The following is an 18,134-nucleotide window of genomic DNA, read 5'->3' on the forward strand; positions in this document are numbered from 1 at the left end:
CCCAGCGCCTCCTCCAGTTCGCGCTCCGAAAGACCGTAGAGCGACTGCAGCAGCACCGCGCGAAACAGCACAAGCACCGGATAGCCTGGACGACCGGGGCTCCCTTCATCCCGCAAATGGCCGATCAACTTCTCGAACCGGTACCACTTGACCAGGCCAGCCAACCGATCCAGCGCCGCATTGGCGCCGGCGCCCTTCGGCATCAGCGCTTCCACAAAGCTCGGCTGTCCTGTCCGCTTCACCGCCATCGATACCTCCAAGGCTTTGCCCTAGGGAATCACAACTGGCGGATTACGCAACAGGCCCACAAGGGGAGAGGGCGCAGCAATGGGCATCGTGCCGTTGCGATACTCATCCTTCTCCCGGAACACCGCCCCTTCTCTTTTTGCATTCCGCTATGGCGCACACCGCTTAGCTGCCGTGGCCGATTGTCGCTAGAACAGTCCCCGCAACAAAGCCCAAACAACAACACACAGGGAGAAGAACAACCATGCAAAAACTCATCGCCGCCGTCGCGGCCGGTCTCGCCCTCGCCGCAACATCCGGCACGGCGCAGGCGCAGATTTCCGACGACGTTGTCAAGATCGGCGTGCTCACGGACATGTCGAGCCTCTATGCCGACGCGACCGGCAAGGGATCGCTCGCCGCCGTCGAGATGGCGGTCGCCGATTACGGCGCCAAGGCCGCCGGCAAGCCGGTCGCGGTGGTGGCCGCCGATCACCAGAACAAGCCCGACGTCGGCGTCAACATCGCCCGCAACTGGTACGACAACGACAAGGTCGACGCAATCTTCGACGTTCCGACGTCGTCGGTGGCGTTGCCGGTCTCGGCCCTGACGCGCGAGAAGAACAAGATCAACATCAATTCCGGCGGCGGCTCGTCCGACATCACCGGCACCGCCTGCTCGCCCAACACCGTGCACTGGACCTACGACACCTATGCGCTATCAAACGTCGCCGGCAAGGCGATGGTCAAGCGCGGCGAGGATAGCTGGTTCTTCGTGACCGCCGACTACGCCTTCGGAATGGCGCTGCAGCGCGACGCCGCCAACGTCGTCAAGGAGAGCGGCGGCAAGGTGCTCGGCGAAGTCCGCCATCCGCTCAATTCGTCGGACTTCTCCTCCTTCCTGCTCCAGGCCCAGGCCTCCAAGGCCAAGGTGGTCGCGCTGGCCAATGCGGGCGGCGACACCACGAATGCCCTGAAACAGGCGTCCGAGTTCGGCCTGACCCAGGGCGGCCAGAAGATGATCGCGCTCCTGCAGGAGATTACCGACACGCATTCGCTCGGCATCAAGGCAACCCAAGGCCTGATCGTCACCGACGCCTTCTACTGGGACATGAACGAGGAGACGCGCGCCTTCTCCAAGCGCTTCAACGAGAAGGTCGGCCACATGCCGACCATGATCCAGGCCGGGCTCTACTCGGCGACCATGCACTATCTGAAGGCGATCGACGCCATCAAGAGCGACGAGGCGCCGAAGGTGATGGAGCAGATGCGCAAGACGCCGGTCAACGACTTCTTCGCCAAGAACGGCAAGATCCGCATCGACGGCCGCATGGTCCACGACATGTATCTGTTCGAGGTCAAGAAGCCCGAGGAATCCAAGGGCGAGTGGGACCTCTACAAGCTGATCGCCACCGTGCCCGGCGACGAGGCCTTCCGTCCGCTCGACAAGGGCGGCTGCCCTCTGGTGACGCACTGAGCGAACATTCACCGTCATTGCGAGCGGAGCGAAGCAACCCAAAATCTCTCCGCGGCAACAGTCTGGATTGCTTCGTCGCAAGAGCTCCTCGCAATGACGGTGCCGAGAAGACACGACAGCGCGCCCGGCGAAAACCAGGCGCGCTTCGTTTAGGCAGTTACGCGGGCTGCATTACTCCGCGTACTTGAACTCCGGCATGTTCTTCAGCTCGTCCTTGCTGGCATTGAACACGGCGTGGTCCGGATACCACTTCGAGGTGGACGACGTCGTGGTCGCAGCCGGCCTGTCGGTGCCGGTCGCAGCGCCGGTCGTGGTCGACGCAGCGGGCTTGGCGCCCGGATTCGTCGCGGCGCCGGTATAGGCCACGGCCTCGTTAACGAACTTCAACTTCTCGTACGGCACGGCGACCAGATGCTCGCCCATGCCGAGGAAGCCGCCGACGCCGATCACGGCAATCTTGACGTTGCCGCTCTTGTCCATCAGCAACTCGTTGATCGAGCCGATGTTCTCGTTGGCCTCGTTATAGACCTTCAGGCCCGACATCTTCGACGTACGCCACTCGCCGGAAGCGGTCGTGGTGGCCGTCGTCGCGGTGGCCGCGGTCGGCGCCTTGTCGGTGGTGGCGGTCGGCGATTGCGCGAACGCAACGGTCGCAAGCAGTGCGGTGCCGGCGAGGCCGGCGGCGATTGATTTCGTCAGCATGTTGTCCTCTCCTTCACAGAAAAAGCTCGTGTGGAGAAAACAGCGCTGATCACACGCAGTTCCGTGCGCGCCGCAATTTCGTCGCGCGATGCGCGAGCGCGACAACCTCGCAGGGACTGTTCCTGCGTCACCCAGGAACATTTTGCGGCGCACGGTTCCCCGCCGACGATCATGCGCCCTGGGTGAAGCACGATCGCGGCGAGGGCCCGCGCCGACCCGCGTCGCTCAGGGTCAGCTCTTGTAGTCGATCAGAAGCGCGGAGAAGTCGGAATTGCCGGACGAGCCGCCGTTGGCGCCGTAGGACGAGCTCGACGATTGCGACTGCTGCAGCGCCTGCAGGAACTGCTGGAGGATATCGGCCGTGGTGGCGTCAGTCGACGTGCTGCTGATCGAGTCCGTGGACGACGCCGAATCCGAAGAGCTGTCGTCCGGCGGCGGACCGGGCGGAGGTCCGCCTGCACCGCCGGGGCCGCCCGCCCCGCCCGGACCGCTCGCGAAGGCGGACTGAAACACGTTCTTCAGCTCATCGGCCTGGTCCGAGGTGAGCGTGCCGTTCGACACCTCGTTCGAGATGAGGTCGTCGATCTTCGACTTCATCTCGTCCTTGGAGGGGCGCGTGCCGCTGGACTGGTCGCTCGACCGGTTCTGCTGGAGTGCCGTGTCGATGTCGGTCAGCGCCGTCGAGAGCGCTGACTGGTCCGACGACGAGATCGTGCCGGCGGACACTTCCGATTGCAGTTCCTGCTGCAGCCGCTGCAGCGGCGACTGGTGGTTGCCGGCTGAGGCCGCCGAAATCGAGGTCATGATGGCTCCGTGGATTTTGCGGGGTTTCGTCGCGGACCACGCCACGCTATGGTTAACGGCCTTAACGAGACCTTGCCGTTTCACGACGGCGCGATTGCCGTTTGTTGCGGGAAGCCCGGCAGAAACAATCCGAAACAAAAATCTTCGCCATTTGGCCCGAATCCTGGACAAACAAAGCGCATGGCCATTCCCAATCCCAACATCCTGGTCGTCGAAGACGACCGCGAAACCCGGACGTTGATTGCGAAGTACCTGCGCAACAACGCCTGCAACGTCACCGCCGTGAGCGACGGCCGCGAGATGTCGCGCGCCATGGCCGATCACCGCGTCGACCTCATCATCCTCGACGTCATGCTGCCGGGCGAGGACGGCCTCAGCCTGTGCCGCAAGGTGCGCGCCGAGGCGCAGACGCCGATCATCATGCTGACCGCGCGCGGCGAGGACGTCGACCGCATCGTCGGCCTCGAGATGGGCGCGGACGACTATCTGCCGAAACCGTTCAACCCGCGCGAGCTGCTCGCCCGCATCAACGCCGTGCTGCGCCGCCAGGCCGCGGCTCAAGCGGCAAGCTCGATCGAAGGCGCCTCCACGCTCACCTTCGAGGGCTGGCACATCGACCTGCGGCTGCGCGAATTGCGCAATCCCGAAGGCGCGCGCGTCGCGGTGACCAGCGCCGAATTCGATCTCTTGCGCACGTTCTGCGAACGGCCCGGCCGCGTGCTGTCGCGCGATAGCCTGCTCGACCTCACGCAAGGGCGCAGCACCGGATCGTTCGAGCGCTCCATCGACGTGCTGGTCAGCCGCATCCGCCGCAAGATCGAGCCCAATCCGGCCGATCCCACCCTCATCAAGACGGTGCGCTCCGGCGGCTATCTGTTCACGCCGCGAACGCAAGCTGCGAGCCCTCAAGCGGCAAGCACTCAAGCGGTTGCGGCGCCCCTGAGCAGTTGAAGCGGACGCCGACGATGAAGCCGTTCGGGTTCTTCCACCTCAAGGGGATCGGCGGGCAGATCGCCGCGCTGGTGCTGGCTTCGACCGTCGCGCTCCATCTCGTCGTCACCACCGCCTTCCTGATCAGCCGGCCCGACCGCCCCGACACGCCGCCGGACGGAGCGCATCAGCTGACCGATGCCGCGCTGCTGCTTGGCTCGGCCGAGCCCGGCGAGCGTCCGCGCCTCGTCGCCGATCTCGCGCGCGCGTTCCCCAAGCTCGGCATCGAAATGCTCGCGCCCGGCACCGCGAGGGTCGAGGAGAGCAACAATCAGCACCTGCGCGGGATACGCCGTCATCTCGGACGCGGCTACCGGGCGGTCCAGCTGACCTCGGACGGCACAGTATCCCGCGTCGGCGTCGAGTTGCCCGACGGCACCGTGATCGCCGGACATGTCGATGGCGGCCCGCGACCGTGGTTCTGGGGCGCCCCCTGGCTGACGGCGCTGATGACCGCCTTCATCTGCGTCAGCGTGCTCGGCCTGTGGGCGGCGCGCGCGCTGGCAGCACCGCTATCGTCCTTCGCCAAGGCCGCCGAGAATTTCAGCCTCGATGGCGGGGCGGAGCCGCTGCCGGAGCGCGGCCCGGAAGAGATCCGCTCGGTGGCTCGCGCGCTCAACCGCATGCATGAGCGGATCGCCCGCCTGATGTCGGATCGCACCAGGATGCTCGCCGCGATCAGCCACGATCTGCGCACGCCGATCACGCGGCTGCGCCTGCGCGCCGAATTCATCGAGGACGAGGGCAACCGCAAGCGCATGCTGATGGACCTCGACCAGATGCGCGCGATGCTGGAATCGGTGCTGTCGCTGCTGCGCAACGACCGCAAGGTCGAGGCGGTTACGCTGGTCGACATCGCCAGCACGCTGCAGCTCGTCGCCGACCAGTTCGGCGACATGGGCTATGTCGTGCATTATGACGGGCCGGCGTCCGCGACCGCCGCCGCGCGGCCCGACGATCTGCATCGCGGCGTCACCAACCTGGTCGAGAACGCGGTGCGCTTCGGCGCCGAGGTGACGATCCGCCTCGACATCTCGGGCACCACGCTCGTCATCGACGTCGAGGACGACGGCCCCGGCATTTCGGATGCGCGCAAGCAGGAGATGCTGGAGCCATTCGTGCGCGGCGACGATGCGCGCACCATGGATGAATCCACCGGCTTCGGGCTCGGCCTGTCGATCGCGCGCGCGATCGCGCTCGCCCATGGCGGCGACCTGTCGCTGCACGACCGCGCGCCACATGGACTAATCGTACGGATGCAATTGCCGCTCTGGCAGCAGCCGCGGCTCGCCGCCTGACTCAAGCCGCGAGCGGCGGGTGCTGGATGGCGGTCTCGTCGAAGATGGCCACGGCCTCGAAGCGATAATTGCAGGCGTGGCAATTCCAGAGATAGGAGACGCGCCCCTCGCCCGGCTCGATCCAGTCAGGCTGCGGGATCGGCGTGCCGCATTGGGCACAGGGGTTCTGTCTGGGGATGTCGCCGGCATACAGCCTGGCCATGTTTGAATTTGTCATGGCACCTCTCCCGATTTGCAGCGTCTTCTTACTCGCTTTCGCTGGCACGCGCGAATAGACAGGCGTGCTGCCGCGAGCGGGGGTCGTCCGCCCCCGAAGCTCTCTTGCGCCAGCTTTGAGTCGTAACAGCGGCTCGGCACTGCAAAAACGGGCGATGGCGGCGTTTGGTCACATCATCGCCGCGTTCGGAAGGCCTAACGACGACTGGGCGCAGGTCACTCTAGGGGACCTCAGGGATATCTGATGAAAATTTTATGCATTGCCGCGCTGCTCGCGGCCGGATTGACATTGCCGCAGGCCGCATTCGCGGGTGAAGCCGAATATGCCGAGATGGTCGCGGCGCATGCCCGCGCCAACGGCGTGCCGGAAGCGCTGGTGCATCGCGTGATCGTGCGCGAGAGCCGCTACCAGCCGCACCTTGTCGGCCGCGGCGGCACCATCGGGCTGATGCAGATCAAGCTCGCGACAGCCCGCGGCGTCGGCTACACCGGCGACGCCGCCGGCCTGCGCGATCCCAACACCAACCTCACTTATGCCGTGAAATACCTCGCGGGCGCCTATCGCGCCGCCAATGGCGACCATGCCCGCGCCGTGCGTTATTTCGCCGGCGGCTATTACTACGCCGCCAAGCGCCAGCGGCAGGAGACCGTGCAGCTCGCCAATATGGGCGATACCAATATGGGCAATATGGGCCAACCCCGGCTCGAGCCGAACGGCAACCCGCAACCGATGTTCGGCAACGTCCCGCATAAGAAGCTGGCCCAGCGCGTCCGCAATGCGCGGGCGCAGGCGCTGAAGTAACTCCCGTGTCCCGGACGCGCTGCGACGCGAAGCGTTGCTGCGCAGAGCCCGGACCCAGCATCCCTGCATCAGCATGGGCCCCGGCTCAGCAGCGCAGCACTGCGTGATGCGCTGCGTCCGGGGCACGAGGGTTCCCGCAAAGCGCGTTGACCACCCCGCCCCACTGTCCTACATTAGAGCCGTTCCGAGGGGTGCTCCGAGGAGGAGCTGAGATACCGCTAAATGGGCAATAACGCCCAGGACCGCGGTGACCCTTTGAACCTGATCCGGGTCATGCCGGCGAAGGGACAGGGATGTTGCAAACGACCAAGCGACCGGATTCACCGGTATCCATCATCGGCGCAGGCATCGCCGGAGCCTGGCAAGCCTTGCTGTTCGCGCAGGCCGGCCATGCCGTGACCTTGCACGAGCGCGGTGACGAGGCGATGACGGACGCCACCAGCCACTGGGCCGGCGGCATGCTCGCCCCCTATTGCGAGGCCGAGGTCGCCGAACCCATCATCAGCCGCCTGGGGCTGCGCTCGCTCGATCTCTGGCGGCGCGAGCTGCCCGACACGCCCTTCAACGGCTCGCTGGTCGTCGCCCATCCGCGCGAACGCAACGATTTCGAGCGTTTTGCGCGCATGACCGAGGACCACCGCCGGCTCGATGCCTCAGGCCTCGCCGCGCTCGAACCCTCGCTGGAGGGCCGCTTCCGCGACGCGCTGTTCTTCCCGGCCGAGGGCCATGTCGAGCCGCGCCGCGTGCTGCCGCAGTTGCACGATCGCATCCGCGCCGCCGGCGGCACCATCAAGTTCTCCAGCGACGTCGCAGCCGGAGATCTCGACGGCATCGTGATCGACTGCCGCGGCCTTGGCGCCCGCGACGAACAGAGCGAGCTTCGCGGCGTCAAGGGTGAGATGATCCTGATCGAGACAGACGAGGTGCAGCTGGCGCGCCCGGTGCGGCTGATGCATCCGCGCTGGCCGCTTTACGTGATCCCGCGCGAGGACAATCTGTTCATGCTGGGCGCGACCTCGATCGAGGCCGAGGACACCGGCGTCAGCGTCCGCTCCGCGCTGGAGCTTTTGGGCGCCGCCTACGCCGTGCACCCCGCATTCGGCGAAGCCCGCATCGTCGAATTCGGCTCCGGGCTTCGTCCCGCCTATCCCGACAATCTGCCGCGCATCGGCATTCGCGGCCGCAGGATCAGCGTCAACGGCCTCTACCGTCACGGCTTCCTGATCGCGCCGGCGCTCGCCGAGCTGACGCTTGCCTATGTCGAGCGCGGCCAGATCGACAACGAGGTGATGCAATGCGTTTGATCGTCAACGGCGAGCAGCGCGAGGTGACTTCGGGAAGCGTCGACGCGCTGCTCTCGGAGCTCGATTACGAGGGCACGCATTTCGCGATCGCGCTGAACTACGACGTCGTGCCGAAGAGCCGCTGGGCCGAGACGGCACTGAAGGCCGGCGACGAGATCGAGATCATCACGCCGCGGCAGGGAGGGTGAGGGAGATGCTCTCGCCAAACACTCCGCTGTCATCGCCCGGCTTGACCGGGCGATCCAGTACACCGCGGCTTTACGGTTCCAGCCGCACCGCCGCGGCGTACTGGATCCCCGCCTTCGCGGGGATGACAGCTACATCTGGGCTGACAGCGTCATTCAAGGAGACACCTCCCACATGGTGACCTTCTACGGCAAATCCTTCGCCTCCCGCCTGCTGATCGGCAGCGCGCTCTATCCCTCGCCTGCGATCATGCAGAGCGCGATCCGCGCCTCGGGCTCGAACATCGTCACGGTGTCGCTGCGGCGCGAATCCGCCGGCGGCAAGACCGGGGACGCGTTCTGGAATCTGATCCGCGAGCTCGACGTCACCGTACTGCCGAACACCGCCGGCTGCCGCAGCGTGCGCGAAGCCGTGACCACGGCAAAGCTCGCGCGCGAATTGTTCGGCACGAGCTGGATCAAGCTCGAAGTCATCGCCGACAACGACACGCTGCAGCCCGACGTCGTTGGCCTGGTCGAAGCGGCAAGCCTCCTGATCAAGGACGGCTTTGAAGTCTTCCCCTATTGCACTGAGGATCTCTCGGTCGCCAACCGCCTGGTCGACGCCGGCTGCAAGGTGGTGATGCCGTGGGCAGCCCCCATCGGCAGCGCCAAGGGCATCACCAATCGCGATGCCTTGAGGCTGATGCGCGAGCGCCTGCCCGACATCACGCTGGTGGTCGACGCTGGCTTGGGCGCTCCCAGCCACGCCGCGCAGGCGCTGGAGCTCGGCTATGACGCCGTGCTGCTCAACACCGCGATCGCAAGAGCCGCCGATCCCGTCGCGATGGCGAACGCCTTCCGTCTCGGCGTCGAGGCCGGCCGCACCGCTTATGAAGCCGGGCTGATGAACGCCCGCGATTTCGCCTCCCCCTCCACCCCTGTCGTTGGGACTCCGTTCTGGCATGCCGTATCCTGATCGATTTTATCCCGTCGTCGACAACCTCAAATGGGTCGAGCGGCTGACAAAGCTCGGCGTCGGCACTATCCAGCTGCGCGCCAAAGAGCTCAACGACGCCGACGCGCTGCAGATCGTCACCGACGCGCTGGCGATCACCAAGGACACGCAAGCCAAGCTGGTCGTGAACGACTATTGGCGCGCCGCCGTCGTCGCCGGCGCGAAATATCTGCATCTCGGCCAGGAGGATCTGGCGGAAGCCGACCTCAAGTCCATCCGCGAGGCGGGCCTCTCGCTCGGCATCTCCACCCATGATGATGCCGAGCTTGAAACCGCGCTCGAGGCCAAGCCCGACTACGTCGCGCTCGGCCCGATCTTCTTCACCACGCTCAAATCGATGCGCTTCGAGCCGCAGGGCATTCCGAAGATCACCGAATGGAAGAAGCGCATCGGCAGCATTCCGCTGGTCGCAATCGGCGGCATCAAGTTCGAGCAAGCCGCGGAGATCTTTGCGGCGGGCGCGGATTCGATCGCGGTGGTGTCTGACGTCACGCAAAACGCCGACCCCGATGCCCGCGTGCGGCAATGGCTCGGCCTGTCCACGGAGGCTGCGTGATGCATGTCCGCCCCTCTTCATCCCATCACCCCCGCGCAACGGCGCAGCCGTTGTCGCTGGAGGTGGCCGTTTCTTCAGCGGCCCTCGAAGGGCGACGGCCCGGCTCTTTCATCCTTCGAGGCTCGCTTCGCGAGCACCTCAGCGACGAGCGCTTCGCGCTCGCGCAGGGATGACGAGATCGAATACAGCACAACAGAATTAAACCGGAGGATCCCATGAACATCCGCTCCAACCCCGACAAAACCGTCCCCGCCGTCACCACCGGCCCCCTTCCCTCCTCGCGAAAAATCTTCGCCTCGCCAGACGCTGCGCCCGATCTGCGCGTGCCGCTGCGCGAGATCATTCTGTCCGAAGGCGCCGGCGAGCCGAACCTGCCGGTGTACGACACCTCGGGCCCCTACACCGATCCGAGCGTGACGATCGACGTCAACGCCGGCCTTGCCCGCAATCGCAAAGCCTGGGTGCTGGAGCGCGGCGGCGTCGAGGAATATCAGGGCCGCCAGATCAAGCCGGAGGACAATGGCAGCGTCTCCACCGACAAGGCCGCGCGCGCGTTCAGCGCCTATCACCAGCCGCTGCGCGGCCTCGACGGCCACAAGATCACCCAACTCGAATTCGCACGCGCCGGCATCATCACCAAGGAGATGATCTACGTCGCCGCCCGCGAAAACCTCGGCCGCAAGCAGCAGCTCGAGCGCGCGGAAGCAGCCCTCGCCGACGGCGAGAGCTTCGGCGCATCGGTGCCCGCCTTCATCACGCCGGAGTTCGTCCGCGACGAGATCGCGCGCGGCCGCGCCATCATCCCCTCCAACATCAACCATTCCGAGCTCGAGCCGATGATCATCGGCCGCAACTTCCTGACCAAGATCAACGCCAATATCGGCAACTCCGCGGTGACGTCGTCCGTCGAGGAAGAGGTCGAGAAGATGGTGTGGGCGATCCGCTGGGGCGCCGACACCGTGATGGACCTCTCCACGGGGCGCAACATCCACACCACGCGCGAATGGATCTTGCGCAACTCGCCGGTGCCGATCGGCACCGTGCCGATCTACCAGGCGTTGGAGAAGTGCAACGGCGATCCGGTGGCGCTCACCTGGGAGCTCTACAAGGACACGCTGATCGAGCAGTGCGAGCAGGGCGTCGACTATTTCACCATCCACGCCGGCGTGCGCCTGCAATATATCCACCTCACCGCCAGCCGCGTCACCGGCATTGTCAGCCGCGGCGGCTCGATCATGGCGAAGTGGTGCCTGGCGCATCACAAGGAGAGCTTCCTCTACACGCATTTCGACGAGATCTGCGACCTCATGCGCAAGTATGACGTCTCGTTCTCGCTCGGCGACGGCCTGCGCCCCGGCTCGATCGCGGACGCCAACGACCGCGCGCAGTTCGCGGAGCTGGAGACGCTCGGCGAACTCACCAAGATCGCGTGGGACAAGGGCTGCCAGGTCATGATCGAAGGCCCCGGCCACGTGCCGATGCACAAGATCAAGATCAACATGGACAAGCAGCTGAAAGAGTGCGGCGAAGCCCCGTTCTACACGCTTGGACCTCTGACCACCGACATCGCGCCGGGCTATGACCACATCACCTCGGGCATCGGCGCCGCCATGATCGGCTGGTTCGGCTGCGCCATGCTCTGCTACGTCACGCCGAAGGAGCATCTCGGCCTGCCCGATCGCAACGACGTCAAGGTCGGCGTCATCACCTACAAGATCGCCGCCCACGCCAGCGATCTCGCCAAGGGCCACCCCGCCGCGCAACTGCGCGACGACGCCCTCTCCCGCGCGAGGTTCGACTTCCGCTGGAGCGACCAGTTCAACCTCGGCCTCGACCCGGATACGGCCAAGAACTTCCACGACGAGACCTTGCCGAAGGAAGCCCACAAGGTCGCGCATTTCTGCTCGATGTGCGGACCAAAGTTCTGCTCGATGAAGATCACGCAGGACGTGCGGGATTATGCCGCGACGCTGAATGATCCCAACAGCGTGGGGATGTCGATGGCCGGCACCGCCGAAGACGGCATGGCCAAGATGAGCGCGAAGTTCAAGGAGATGGGGAGCAGCGTTTATCTGGATGCGGAGAAGGTGAAGCAGAGCAATCGGGTGTTGTGAGGGGCACGCACTCTCTTGTCGTCATGCCCGGGCTTGACCCGGGGCATCCATCCGAATGTTGAGAGGCCGGGCAAATAGCCCGGCCTTTTTTTGAACAGCAGTTCCTCAAGAAACCATCTTCTTCAACAACGGCTGATCTGCTTTGACACCGGATGAGCAATCCGCCTCCCAAGGGAAACGCCTGTTGACGTCTTGCCAGATCACCTGGAGACACGGGCATGGGAGCCGCGACTTTCGGTAAAACCAGATCGCCGTACCGAGATATTCGGGCTAGACGCCGAGCGGCACCTGCAAAAAGCCGAGCTTGTAGCCGTTCTCCAGCATATCGTCGACGACATCGCCATCGACGAATTGATGCCCTGCAGCGACGCGATCGCGGATAAGGTTGATGATGGCCTGAGCGGTTTCAGCTCTCTGGCCGAAAATGATGAGTTCGGGATGCCCATAGTTCAGATGCAAACCGATTGAAAATGCAAACGGTGGATTGGCATCGGGTATGCCTGTGATATGACAGCTGTGATTGCGGACGTTGCGCAAGATCGCCTTGTCGGCTTCGTGCTCGGGCTCCGGCCACTCGAACTGATCTTGCATTCTTATCCCGACGAAGTTGGTGAGCATGTCTTGCTCAGCTCTGCACCCTACAAGCTCGCATCTAGGATATGTAGCCCGGATGAGCGTCAGCGACATCCGGGATTGACAGTGACCCCGCATGTCGCTGACGCTCATGCGGGCTACAATACTGCGGATAATGACGTGCCCGGCATCATCCCCCACCGCCTTCCCGACCAACTCCGTCCCAATCTCCGCCTCGTCTTCGTCGGCACCGCCGCCTCGACGCGCTCGGCCGAGCTCGGGCACTATTACGCCCATCCCGGCAACCGCTTCTGGCGCGCGATCCATGAGGCCGGGATCACGCCGCGGCGGTATCAGCCGGCGAGTTTGCTTCGCTGATCGCACTCGGGATCGGCTTCACCGATCTCTGCAAGACGGGCGCCGGGATGGATCACCAGATCGCGGCGGAGACGATCGACGTATCAGGCTTCAGGGCGAAGATCGAAAACTACCGGCCGCGGACGATTGCGTTCACGAGCAAGAAGGCGGCGAGCTTGTTTTATGGCAGGCCGTCGAGTGGGATAGCGCTGGGGCGGCAGACGCGCGATACGAGCCTGCCGGAGATCTTCGTGCTGCCGTCGCCGTCAGGTGCGGCGTCCGGGCATTGGACGATTGAGCCGTGGCGCGAGCTTGCGGCTTGGATCGCCGCCGTAGGGTAGGCAAAGGCGCTCTTGCGCCGTGCCCACCACCTTTCGCCAGTCCAGCAGAATGGTGGGCACAGCGCGCGAAGAGCGCGCCTTTGCCCACCCTACGGGACCGGTTGAAAGAAAGCAGCTGTCGGAATCCGCACCAGCCGTTCGTCCTCTGCAAGCCAAACCGCAATCACCCGGAGCTCTAGATGCCCCCCACCATCACTGCCTTCGAAAGCTCCCCCGATCGCGGCCGCGGACAGGCGCGCGACATGCGGGTTCGCTGGGCGTTCGAGGAAGTCGGGCAACCTTACGACGTTCGCCTCGTCTCGTTCGCGGCGATGAAGGAGCCGACGCATCGCGCGCGGCATCCGTTCGGGCAGATCCCGACCTATGAGGATGGCGATCTCACTTTGTTCGAGTCGGGCGCGATCGTGCTGCATATCGCTGAGCGCCACGATGGCTTGCTCCCGAAGGACGCCAATGCGCGCGTCCGCGCGATCGCGTGGATGTTCGCCGCGCTGAGCACGGTGGAGCCGCCGATCGTCGAGCTCACCATGGCCATGCTGTTTGAGCGCGACAAGAGCTGGTACGCGGAGCGGCTGCCCATGCTCCAGGAGCGCGTCCGTGTCAGGCTCGGCGAACTGTCCCGCCACATTAGTGATGCCGACTGGCTCGACGGCGCCTTCGGCGCCGGCGATCTCATGATGGTGACGGTACTGCGGCGGCTGAACACATCTGGCCTGCTCGACGAATATCCCGGGATCGCCGCCTATGTCGCGCGCGGTGAAGCGCGGCCGGCGTTCAGGCGAGCGTTCGATGCGCAATTGGCAGTGTTCAAGGCTGCATCACAGTCGTAGGGTGGATTTGCCCCGGGCTGCGCGAAGCGCAGTCCCATCAGCGTAATCCACCTCTGTCGATATCCGCATCTCCGGCCGCCTCACTGAAACCGATACGTCATGGCGAACGTCGCCAGATGCGTCCGCATCGCGACGTCGTAGGTGTTGACGGACGGATCGAACTCGGGTCGGCCGCTCGACCGTGCGACAGTGAAACCGGCGCTGCCGTAGTCGGCGTAGCGGTATTCGGCGCGCGCGAGCCAATTGCCCCACACGACTGCCTCCAGGCCGCCGCCGAGCGTCCAGCCCATCTTCGTGGTCGACGAATTGATGATCGGCGACGACAGCGCGAAGAAGCCGCTGCAGTTGCGGCTGGTGCAGGTCGAGGTCAACTCGAAATTCTGCCAGGCCGCGCCGGCGGTGGCATAGAGCATGGTGTGGGGGTTGACGAGATAGCCGGCGCGCGCACGCAAGGATGCGTCCCAGCGGCTGCGGATCGAAAGGCTCTCGCCCGGTGCCTGGGAGTCGGCGAGATGGATGCTGGTAAAGCCCTCGCGCAGGGTGGTGCGGTCGGCGAAGCCGACGTCGCCCTCGACGCCCGCGGTCCATTGCGGGGCGAGCTGCCAGAGATAGCCCGCATAGGGGCTGGCGCGAAACGCGGTGTTGTCCAACGGGCGGTTGTTGGCGCGCTTGGCGAGGTCGAACGCAGAGCCGCCAATGGTCTCCGACGTCGCCGTCAGGTCGGTGCGCGTGGCGCGCGCTCCGAGGCCAAGGCCGAGATACGCACCCGTCCAGGACGGCAGCATGGCGGCCTGCGCCTGCAGCGGATGCGAACCGCCACCGGTGACGGGAGCGCCGAACTTGTAGGCGAGGCCGACGCTCGCTGTGTGGGTCCGCAGACTGGTGTCGAAATTGTCGACCGTCAGCGTGGGCCCCGCGCCGCTTCTCGTGCGTGCGATGGCGAAGGGCGTGGTTCCGAAATCGGCATAGCGATAGTCGGCGCGCAGCAGCCAGTTGCCCCATAGCGCGGTCTCGAGGCCGCCGCCGAGCGTCCACCCCGTCTTGATGGCGGAGTTCGACACCACGGCGGGCAGCGCATTGTTGCAGGTGGCGCCGACGCAGACCGAGGTGACGTCGAATTGCTGCCAGGCAAGTCCGCCCGTCACATAGACCAGTGTCGCCGGCGTCAGGAGATAGCCGGCGCGGCCGCGCAGGCTGGCATCCCAGCCGGCCTCGAGCGCGAGGCTGTCGACGAGGAAGGTGGACGAGCCGGCCCGCGGCGAGGCGCGAAAGCCCTGGAGGATGGTGGTCTGGCGACCAAAACCGAGATCGCCTTCGACGCCGAGGACCCAGCTCGGTGCCACCTGCCAATTGAAGCCGGCATAGGGATTGACGCGAAGACCCGGGCCGTCGAACGGCTGACTGACGACGGCATCGCTGATGTCACGGGGAACGCCGTCCTCCAGCACCGATGTGGTGGTGAGGTCGGCGGCGGTCGATCGAAAGCCGAGGCCGAGGCCGGCATAGAAACCGGTCCACGACGAGACCGCGACCGACGGCGCCTTGGTCAGCGGCTTTACCGCGATATCCGCAGCCCGTGCCGGTGCTGCAATGGCGAGCCCGACCAGAAGCGCACCGCCACAAGACAATGCCGGCATGTTTCGGCGGGTCGATGAACATCGCATGGCGGGCCCTGGCGCAATAATTTCAGGCCGAATCCATACTGCGAACGGGCGATATTTCGCGCCCTCCGATCGAACGACACCGCCCACAAGGCGCCGGACTGTTGCAAGCGTGTCACTGCGGCGATACGACTCCGGGTGGAAGGGAGCCCGCCCATGCTGACCCTCTATTCCTACCCGCAACTGTTCGGCGTCGCCGACAACAATGGCTACGGTCTCAAGGTCTACGCCTTCTTGAAGCTCGCGAGCGTGGAGTTCGTGCACGAGCACATCTTCGATGCCTCGGCCGCACCGCGCGGGCAGCTGCCTTATGTCGTCGACGACGGCGAGAGCATCGGCGACAGCGAGACCATCATCGCGCATGCGATCGCGAAATATCGTCTCACCATCGATGCCGGACTTTCACCGGAGCAGCGCCGCACCAATCTCCTCGTCACGCGCATGCTCGACGATCTCTACTGGGTGATGTCGTATTCGCGCTGGAAGGACGAGCGCTTCTATCCGGCGTTCCGCGACGGCTTCATTGCGCAGCACCCGCAGATCGATGCGGAAGGGTTCGAGAAGGCGAAGGCGTATAATGCGCAGCGCTATCACTACCAGGGCATCGGCCGCTACACGCCGGAGCAGGCGTACGCGCGGGGGCTCGCCGATCTGCAGGTGCTGGCGGAGATCGTGCCCGCCGCGGGCTTTGTGCGCGGCGCGGCGCCAACGAGCGTCGATGCCGGCATCTACGGCTTCATCGCCAACATCTATTATTTTCCGATCCCGACGCCGCTGAAGGCGTTCGTCGATGCGCAGAAGAATCTCGTCGCGCATTGCGAGCGGATTCATGCGATGGTCGGGAAATCGTAGGGTGGGTTAGCGCAGCGGCTGCGCGAAGCGCAGGCCGATGAGCGTAACCCACCTCTTCTCTTTCCGCGGTGACAGAAGTGGTGGGTTACGCCAAGGGGCTAACCCACCCTACGCAACCGCCCCTACCGCATCGTGATCGCAAGGCCGCTGAGATCCGCATTCGCCATCAACCCGACCTGCGTGCCGGACAGCTCCAGCACGGCGCCCTTCTGGTTGGTTAGCACGATGGCGCGGGCGCCGCGGCCCACTGCGATGCCCGCACCGGCGGCGCCATAGACGCCGGCGACGTCGGAGGGACGGTTGATGTTGGAGACGCGGCCGCGCAGCACCGTCTTGGAACCGCCGAAGACGAGACCGTAGTCGAGCCCGCCGGTGGACAGCCCATAGGAGCGGCCGCGGAAGTTGAGCACGCCGGAACCGCCGGAGCCGCCGATGATCCAGCCCGCCTTGTAGATCGTCAGCACCACAGTGCCGCCGTCGGCCAGCGCCGAGGTCGAGAGCCCGGCCAGGGCGGCAATGGCGACCAGCGCGGCGCGGAAGGTGGATGCAATCTTCATGGATGTCTCCGGGGGCTATTTTTCAAGGAGGGATTCGAATCAGACGCAGCGAATCTATCCGATCGATCGCGGCGGCAACATGATGGGGCTGCCCTGAGACGCAAGGTGCAGAGTCGCACTCAACCGTCATCGCCCGGATTCAACCGGGCGATCCAGTATTCCAGAGGCGGCGGTGATTGAGCCGAGAGGCCGCGGCGTACTGGATGCCCCGGTCAAAGCCGGGGCATGACGGCGGAGGTTCGGGCACAAGGTCGCGCATCGCCATCATCCCATTCCGCCCCTGTTTTGCCCGACGGCGCAACTTGAATGTTTAGCCTTTACCGAATTATAGAAACTCAATGATCTCCACATGATCTCTACTGTGCATGGGGTTGTTTTCGCGTTTTTGTTCTTGCCCGTCTCCGCAACCCGATTGCAAGTCTCCCGCATGTCGCTACGCTCATGCGGGCTACGCGCCCGTTCCTACATTCGAGGTGATGCCATGCCGATCCAGCATTTCGCGCCCCCGCCGCACGTGAAAGCGCCGCCGCTGTCCTTTGCGACGCGCGTTGGCGATCTCCTGTTCGTCTCGGGCATTCCGGGCTTCGACGCCAATGGTGCGCTGCCCGACGGTTTCGAGGCGCAGTTCGCCAATGTCGTCGTCAACATCAAGCGCGTGCTGGACGAGGCCGGCGCCGGTGTCCGCGACCTCGTCAAGGTCAACGTGCTCTTGACGCGCGCCTCCGACGTCGCCGCCATGAACGCGCTCTATGCCGGCGCCTTCGGCCCGCCGCCCTATCCGGCGCGCACCACCTGCGTTGTGCAGGCCCTGCCCGACCCGAGGATGCTGATCGAGATCGAGGCGGTGGTCTCGCTGGCCAAGTGAGCTACTGAGCGTGTGGCTTGCCGGGCACGCGGCCGAACCAAATGCTTGGGGAACAGCTGACATGTCCGTGAACGGCAGCTCCCCGGCTTGCAAAGGACCTGCTTTTACCGCACGAATTTTTGCGCCCCACTTCCCCACAAGGAGATATTTCATGCGTCGCGTTCTCGCCCTCTGTGCCGTTGCCGGCATCGCCACCTCCGTCTTTGCCGTGCCGGCCTCGGCGGCGGTCGGCTATTACGTGATCCGCTGGGACAACACCGGCATCTGCCAGGTCTGGAACGAGGACCTGAAGTACAAGCCGTTCCAGTGGGGCGTGTCGACCTACAAGGTCGTCAGCAAGCCGCTCCCGACCTTCGCTGCCGCTTCCGACGTCCAGATCAAGATGCGCGCCGAGCGCCGCTGCACGCTCTGAGCTTTTGCAACGGACC

General features: G+C 65.0%; 19 protein-coding genes, 2 pseudogenes and 1 riboswitch. Of the genes and pseudogenes, 14 read left to right on the plus strand and 7 right to left on the minus strand.

All coding sequences use genetic code 11. The features are described 5' to 3' along the window. A partial coding sequence (locus GA0061098_RS35895; RefSeq protein ID WP_129591019.1) for a transposase occupies window positions 1-248 on the minus strand: 248 nt, incomplete at its 3' end. Between the two features lie 242 nt (window positions 249-490). Between GA0061098_RS35895 and GA0061098_RS35900 the strand changes: the two genes are divergently transcribed. After that, window positions 491-1,702 (plus strand): ABC transporter substrate-binding protein, encoded by a 1,212-nt coding sequence (locus GA0061098_RS35900; protein WP_091966115.1) that lies wholly within the window; start codon window positions 491-493, stop codon window positions 1,700-1,702. Between the two features lie 171 nt (window positions 1,703-1,873). On the opposite strand, the gene GA0061098_RS35905 is transcribed toward GA0061098_RS35900, so the two are convergent. Together GA0061098_RS35905 and GA0061098_RS35910 are read right to left on the minus strand one after the other, a co-directional pair. After that, window positions 1,874-2,404 (minus strand): PRC-barrel domain-containing protein, encoded by a 531-nt coding sequence (locus GA0061098_RS35905; RefSeq protein ID WP_091966116.1) that lies wholly within the window; start codon window positions 2,402-2,404, stop codon window positions 1,874-1,876. A gap of 231 nt (window positions 2,405-2,635) precedes the next feature. Then, complete coding sequence (locus GA0061098_RS35910; RefSeq protein ID WP_165637817.1) at window positions 2,636-3,208, minus strand: hypothetical protein; 573 nt, start codon at window positions 3,206-3,208, stop codon at window positions 2,636-2,638. 180 nt (window positions 3,209-3,388) lie between these two features. Between GA0061098_RS35910 and GA0061098_RS35915 the strand changes: the two genes are divergently transcribed. Together GA0061098_RS35915 and GA0061098_RS35920 are read left to right on the plus strand one after the other, a co-directional pair. Next, window positions 3,389-4,159 (plus strand): response regulator, encoded by a 771-nt coding sequence (locus GA0061098_RS35915; RefSeq protein ID WP_091966117.1) that lies wholly within the window; start codon window positions 3,389-3,391, stop codon window positions 4,157-4,159. A 14-nt stretch (window positions 4,160-4,173) separates the two neighbouring features. Then, the gene (locus GA0061098_RS35920) at window positions 4,174-5,496 is read left to right on the plus strand and encodes an ATP-binding protein (RefSeq protein ID WP_091966190.1); all 1,323 of its coding nucleotides are present in this window, start codon (window positions 4,174-4,176) and stop codon (window positions 5,494-5,496) included. Window position 5,497: 1 nt separating this feature from the next. Here the strand turns inward: GA0061098_RS35920 and GA0061098_RS35925 are convergent, their stop codons facing one another. Further along, the gene (locus GA0061098_RS35925; RefSeq protein WP_091966118.1) at window positions 5,498-5,713 is read right to left on the minus strand and encodes a hypothetical protein; all 216 of its coding nucleotides are present in this window, start codon (window positions 5,711-5,713) and stop codon (window positions 5,498-5,500) included. Window positions 5,714-5,956: 243 nt separating this feature from the next. Between GA0061098_RS35925 and GA0061098_RS35930 the strand changes: the two genes are divergently transcribed. The 6 genes from GA0061098_RS35930 (at window position 5,957) to thiC (ending at window position 11,670) form a co-directional block, all read left to right on the plus strand. After that, window positions 5,957-6,514 (plus strand): lytic transglycosylase domain-containing protein, encoded by a 558-nt coding sequence (locus tag GA0061098_RS35930; protein WP_165637818.1) that lies wholly within the window; start codon window positions 5,957-5,959, stop codon window positions 6,512-6,514. Between the two features lie 177 nt (window positions 6,515-6,691). After that, window positions 6,692-6,820, plus strand: a riboswitch (TPP riboswitch). Continuing rightward, the gene (locus GA0061098_RS35935; RefSeq protein ID WP_091966120.1) at window positions 6,808-7,818 is read left to right on the plus strand and encodes an FAD-dependent oxidoreductase; all 1,011 of its coding nucleotides are present in this window, start codon (window positions 6,808-6,810) and stop codon (window positions 7,816-7,818) included. Its footprint overlaps the riboswitch before it by 13 nt. Then, the gene (thiS, locus tag GA0061098_RS35940) at window positions 7,809-8,006 is read left to right on the plus strand and encodes a sulfur carrier protein ThiS (RefSeq protein WP_028145578.1); all 198 of its coding nucleotides are present in this window, start codon (window positions 7,809-7,811) and stop codon (window positions 8,004-8,006) included. Before GA0061098_RS35935 ends, thiS begins: the two co-directional genes overlap by 10 nt. Window positions 8,007-8,178: 172 nt before the next feature. Then, window positions 8,179-8,961, plus strand: coding sequence for a thiazole synthase (locus GA0061098_RS35945; protein WP_091966121.1), 783 nt, complete (start codon window positions 8,179-8,181; stop codon window positions 8,959-8,961). After that, the gene (locus GA0061098_RS35950) at window positions 8,948-9,556 is read left to right on the plus strand and encodes a thiamine phosphate synthase (RefSeq protein ID WP_091966122.1); all 609 of its coding nucleotides are present in this window, start codon (window positions 8,948-8,950) and stop codon (window positions 9,554-9,556) included. The genes GA0061098_RS35945 and GA0061098_RS35950 overlap by 14 nt, the downstream gene beginning before the upstream one ends. A gap of 215 nt (window positions 9,557-9,771) precedes the next feature. Continuing rightward, on the plus strand, window positions 9,772-11,670 hold the full coding sequence (thiC, locus tag GA0061098_RS35955) for a phosphomethylpyrimidine synthase ThiC (protein ID WP_091966123.1): 1,899 nt from the start codon (window positions 9,772-9,774) through the stop codon (window positions 11,668-11,670). A 105-nt stretch (window positions 11,671-11,775) separates the two neighbouring features. Here the strand turns inward: thiC and GA0061098_RS47290 are convergent. Then, window positions 11,776-12,540 (minus strand): annotated as a pseudogene (locus tag GA0061098_RS47290) (DUF4262 domain-containing protein). Here GA0061098_RS47290 and GA0061098_RS35970 point away from each other — a divergent pair. Further along, window positions 12,424-12,941, plus strand: a pseudogene (locus GA0061098_RS35970) (mismatch-specific DNA-glycosylase). The pseudogenes GA0061098_RS47290 and GA0061098_RS35970 overlap by 117 nt on opposite strands. Window positions 12,942-13,120: 179 nt before the next feature. Then, a complete protein-coding gene (locus GA0061098_RS35975; RefSeq protein WP_091966126.1) occupies window positions 13,121-13,771 on the plus strand; it encodes a glutathione S-transferase family protein in 651 nt (216 codons plus the stop codon). A gap of 80 nt (window positions 13,772-13,851) precedes the next feature. Here the strand turns inward: GA0061098_RS35975 and GA0061098_RS35980 are convergent, their stop codons facing one another. Next, on the minus strand, window positions 13,852-15,408 hold the full coding sequence (locus GA0061098_RS35980; RefSeq protein ID WP_091966127.1) for an outer membrane protein: 1,557 nt from the start codon (window positions 15,406-15,408) through the stop codon (window positions 13,852-13,854). Window positions 15,409-15,588: 180 nt separating this feature from the next. Here GA0061098_RS35980 and GA0061098_RS35985 point away from each other — a divergent pair, with 180 nt between their 5' ends. Further along, window positions 15,589-16,284, plus strand: coding sequence for a glutathione S-transferase family protein (locus GA0061098_RS35985; RefSeq protein WP_091966128.1), 696 nt, complete (start codon window positions 15,589-15,591; stop codon window positions 16,282-16,284). 122 nt (window positions 16,285-16,406) lie between these two features. Here the strand turns inward: GA0061098_RS35985 and GA0061098_RS35990 are convergent, their stop codons facing one another. Beyond that, the gene (locus tag GA0061098_RS35990) at window positions 16,407-16,841 is read right to left on the minus strand and encodes a hypothetical protein (protein ID WP_165637820.1); all 435 of its coding nucleotides are present in this window, start codon (window positions 16,839-16,841) and stop codon (window positions 16,407-16,409) included. Window positions 16,842-17,322: 481 nt separating this feature from the next. Here GA0061098_RS35990 and GA0061098_RS35995 point away from each other — a divergent pair, with 481 nt between their 5' ends. Together GA0061098_RS35995 and GA0061098_RS45345 are read left to right on the plus strand one after the other, a co-directional pair. Further along, window positions 17,323-17,706, plus strand: coding sequence for a RidA family protein (locus GA0061098_RS35995; protein ID WP_091966129.1), 384 nt, complete (start codon window positions 17,323-17,325; stop codon window positions 17,704-17,706). A gap of 151 nt (window positions 17,707-17,857) precedes the next feature. Further along, complete coding sequence (locus GA0061098_RS45345) at window positions 17,858-18,118, plus strand: hypothetical protein (RefSeq protein WP_165637821.1); 261 nt, start codon at window positions 17,858-17,860, stop codon at window positions 18,116-18,118. Window positions 18,119-18,134: the final 16 nt, after the last annotated feature.

Origin of the sequence: Bradyrhizobium shewense, from assembly GCF_900094605.1 — a bacterium.
In the GTDB taxonomy this organism is placed as follows: domain Bacteria; phylum Pseudomonadota; class Alphaproteobacteria; order Rhizobiales; family Xanthobacteraceae; genus Bradyrhizobium; species Bradyrhizobium shewense.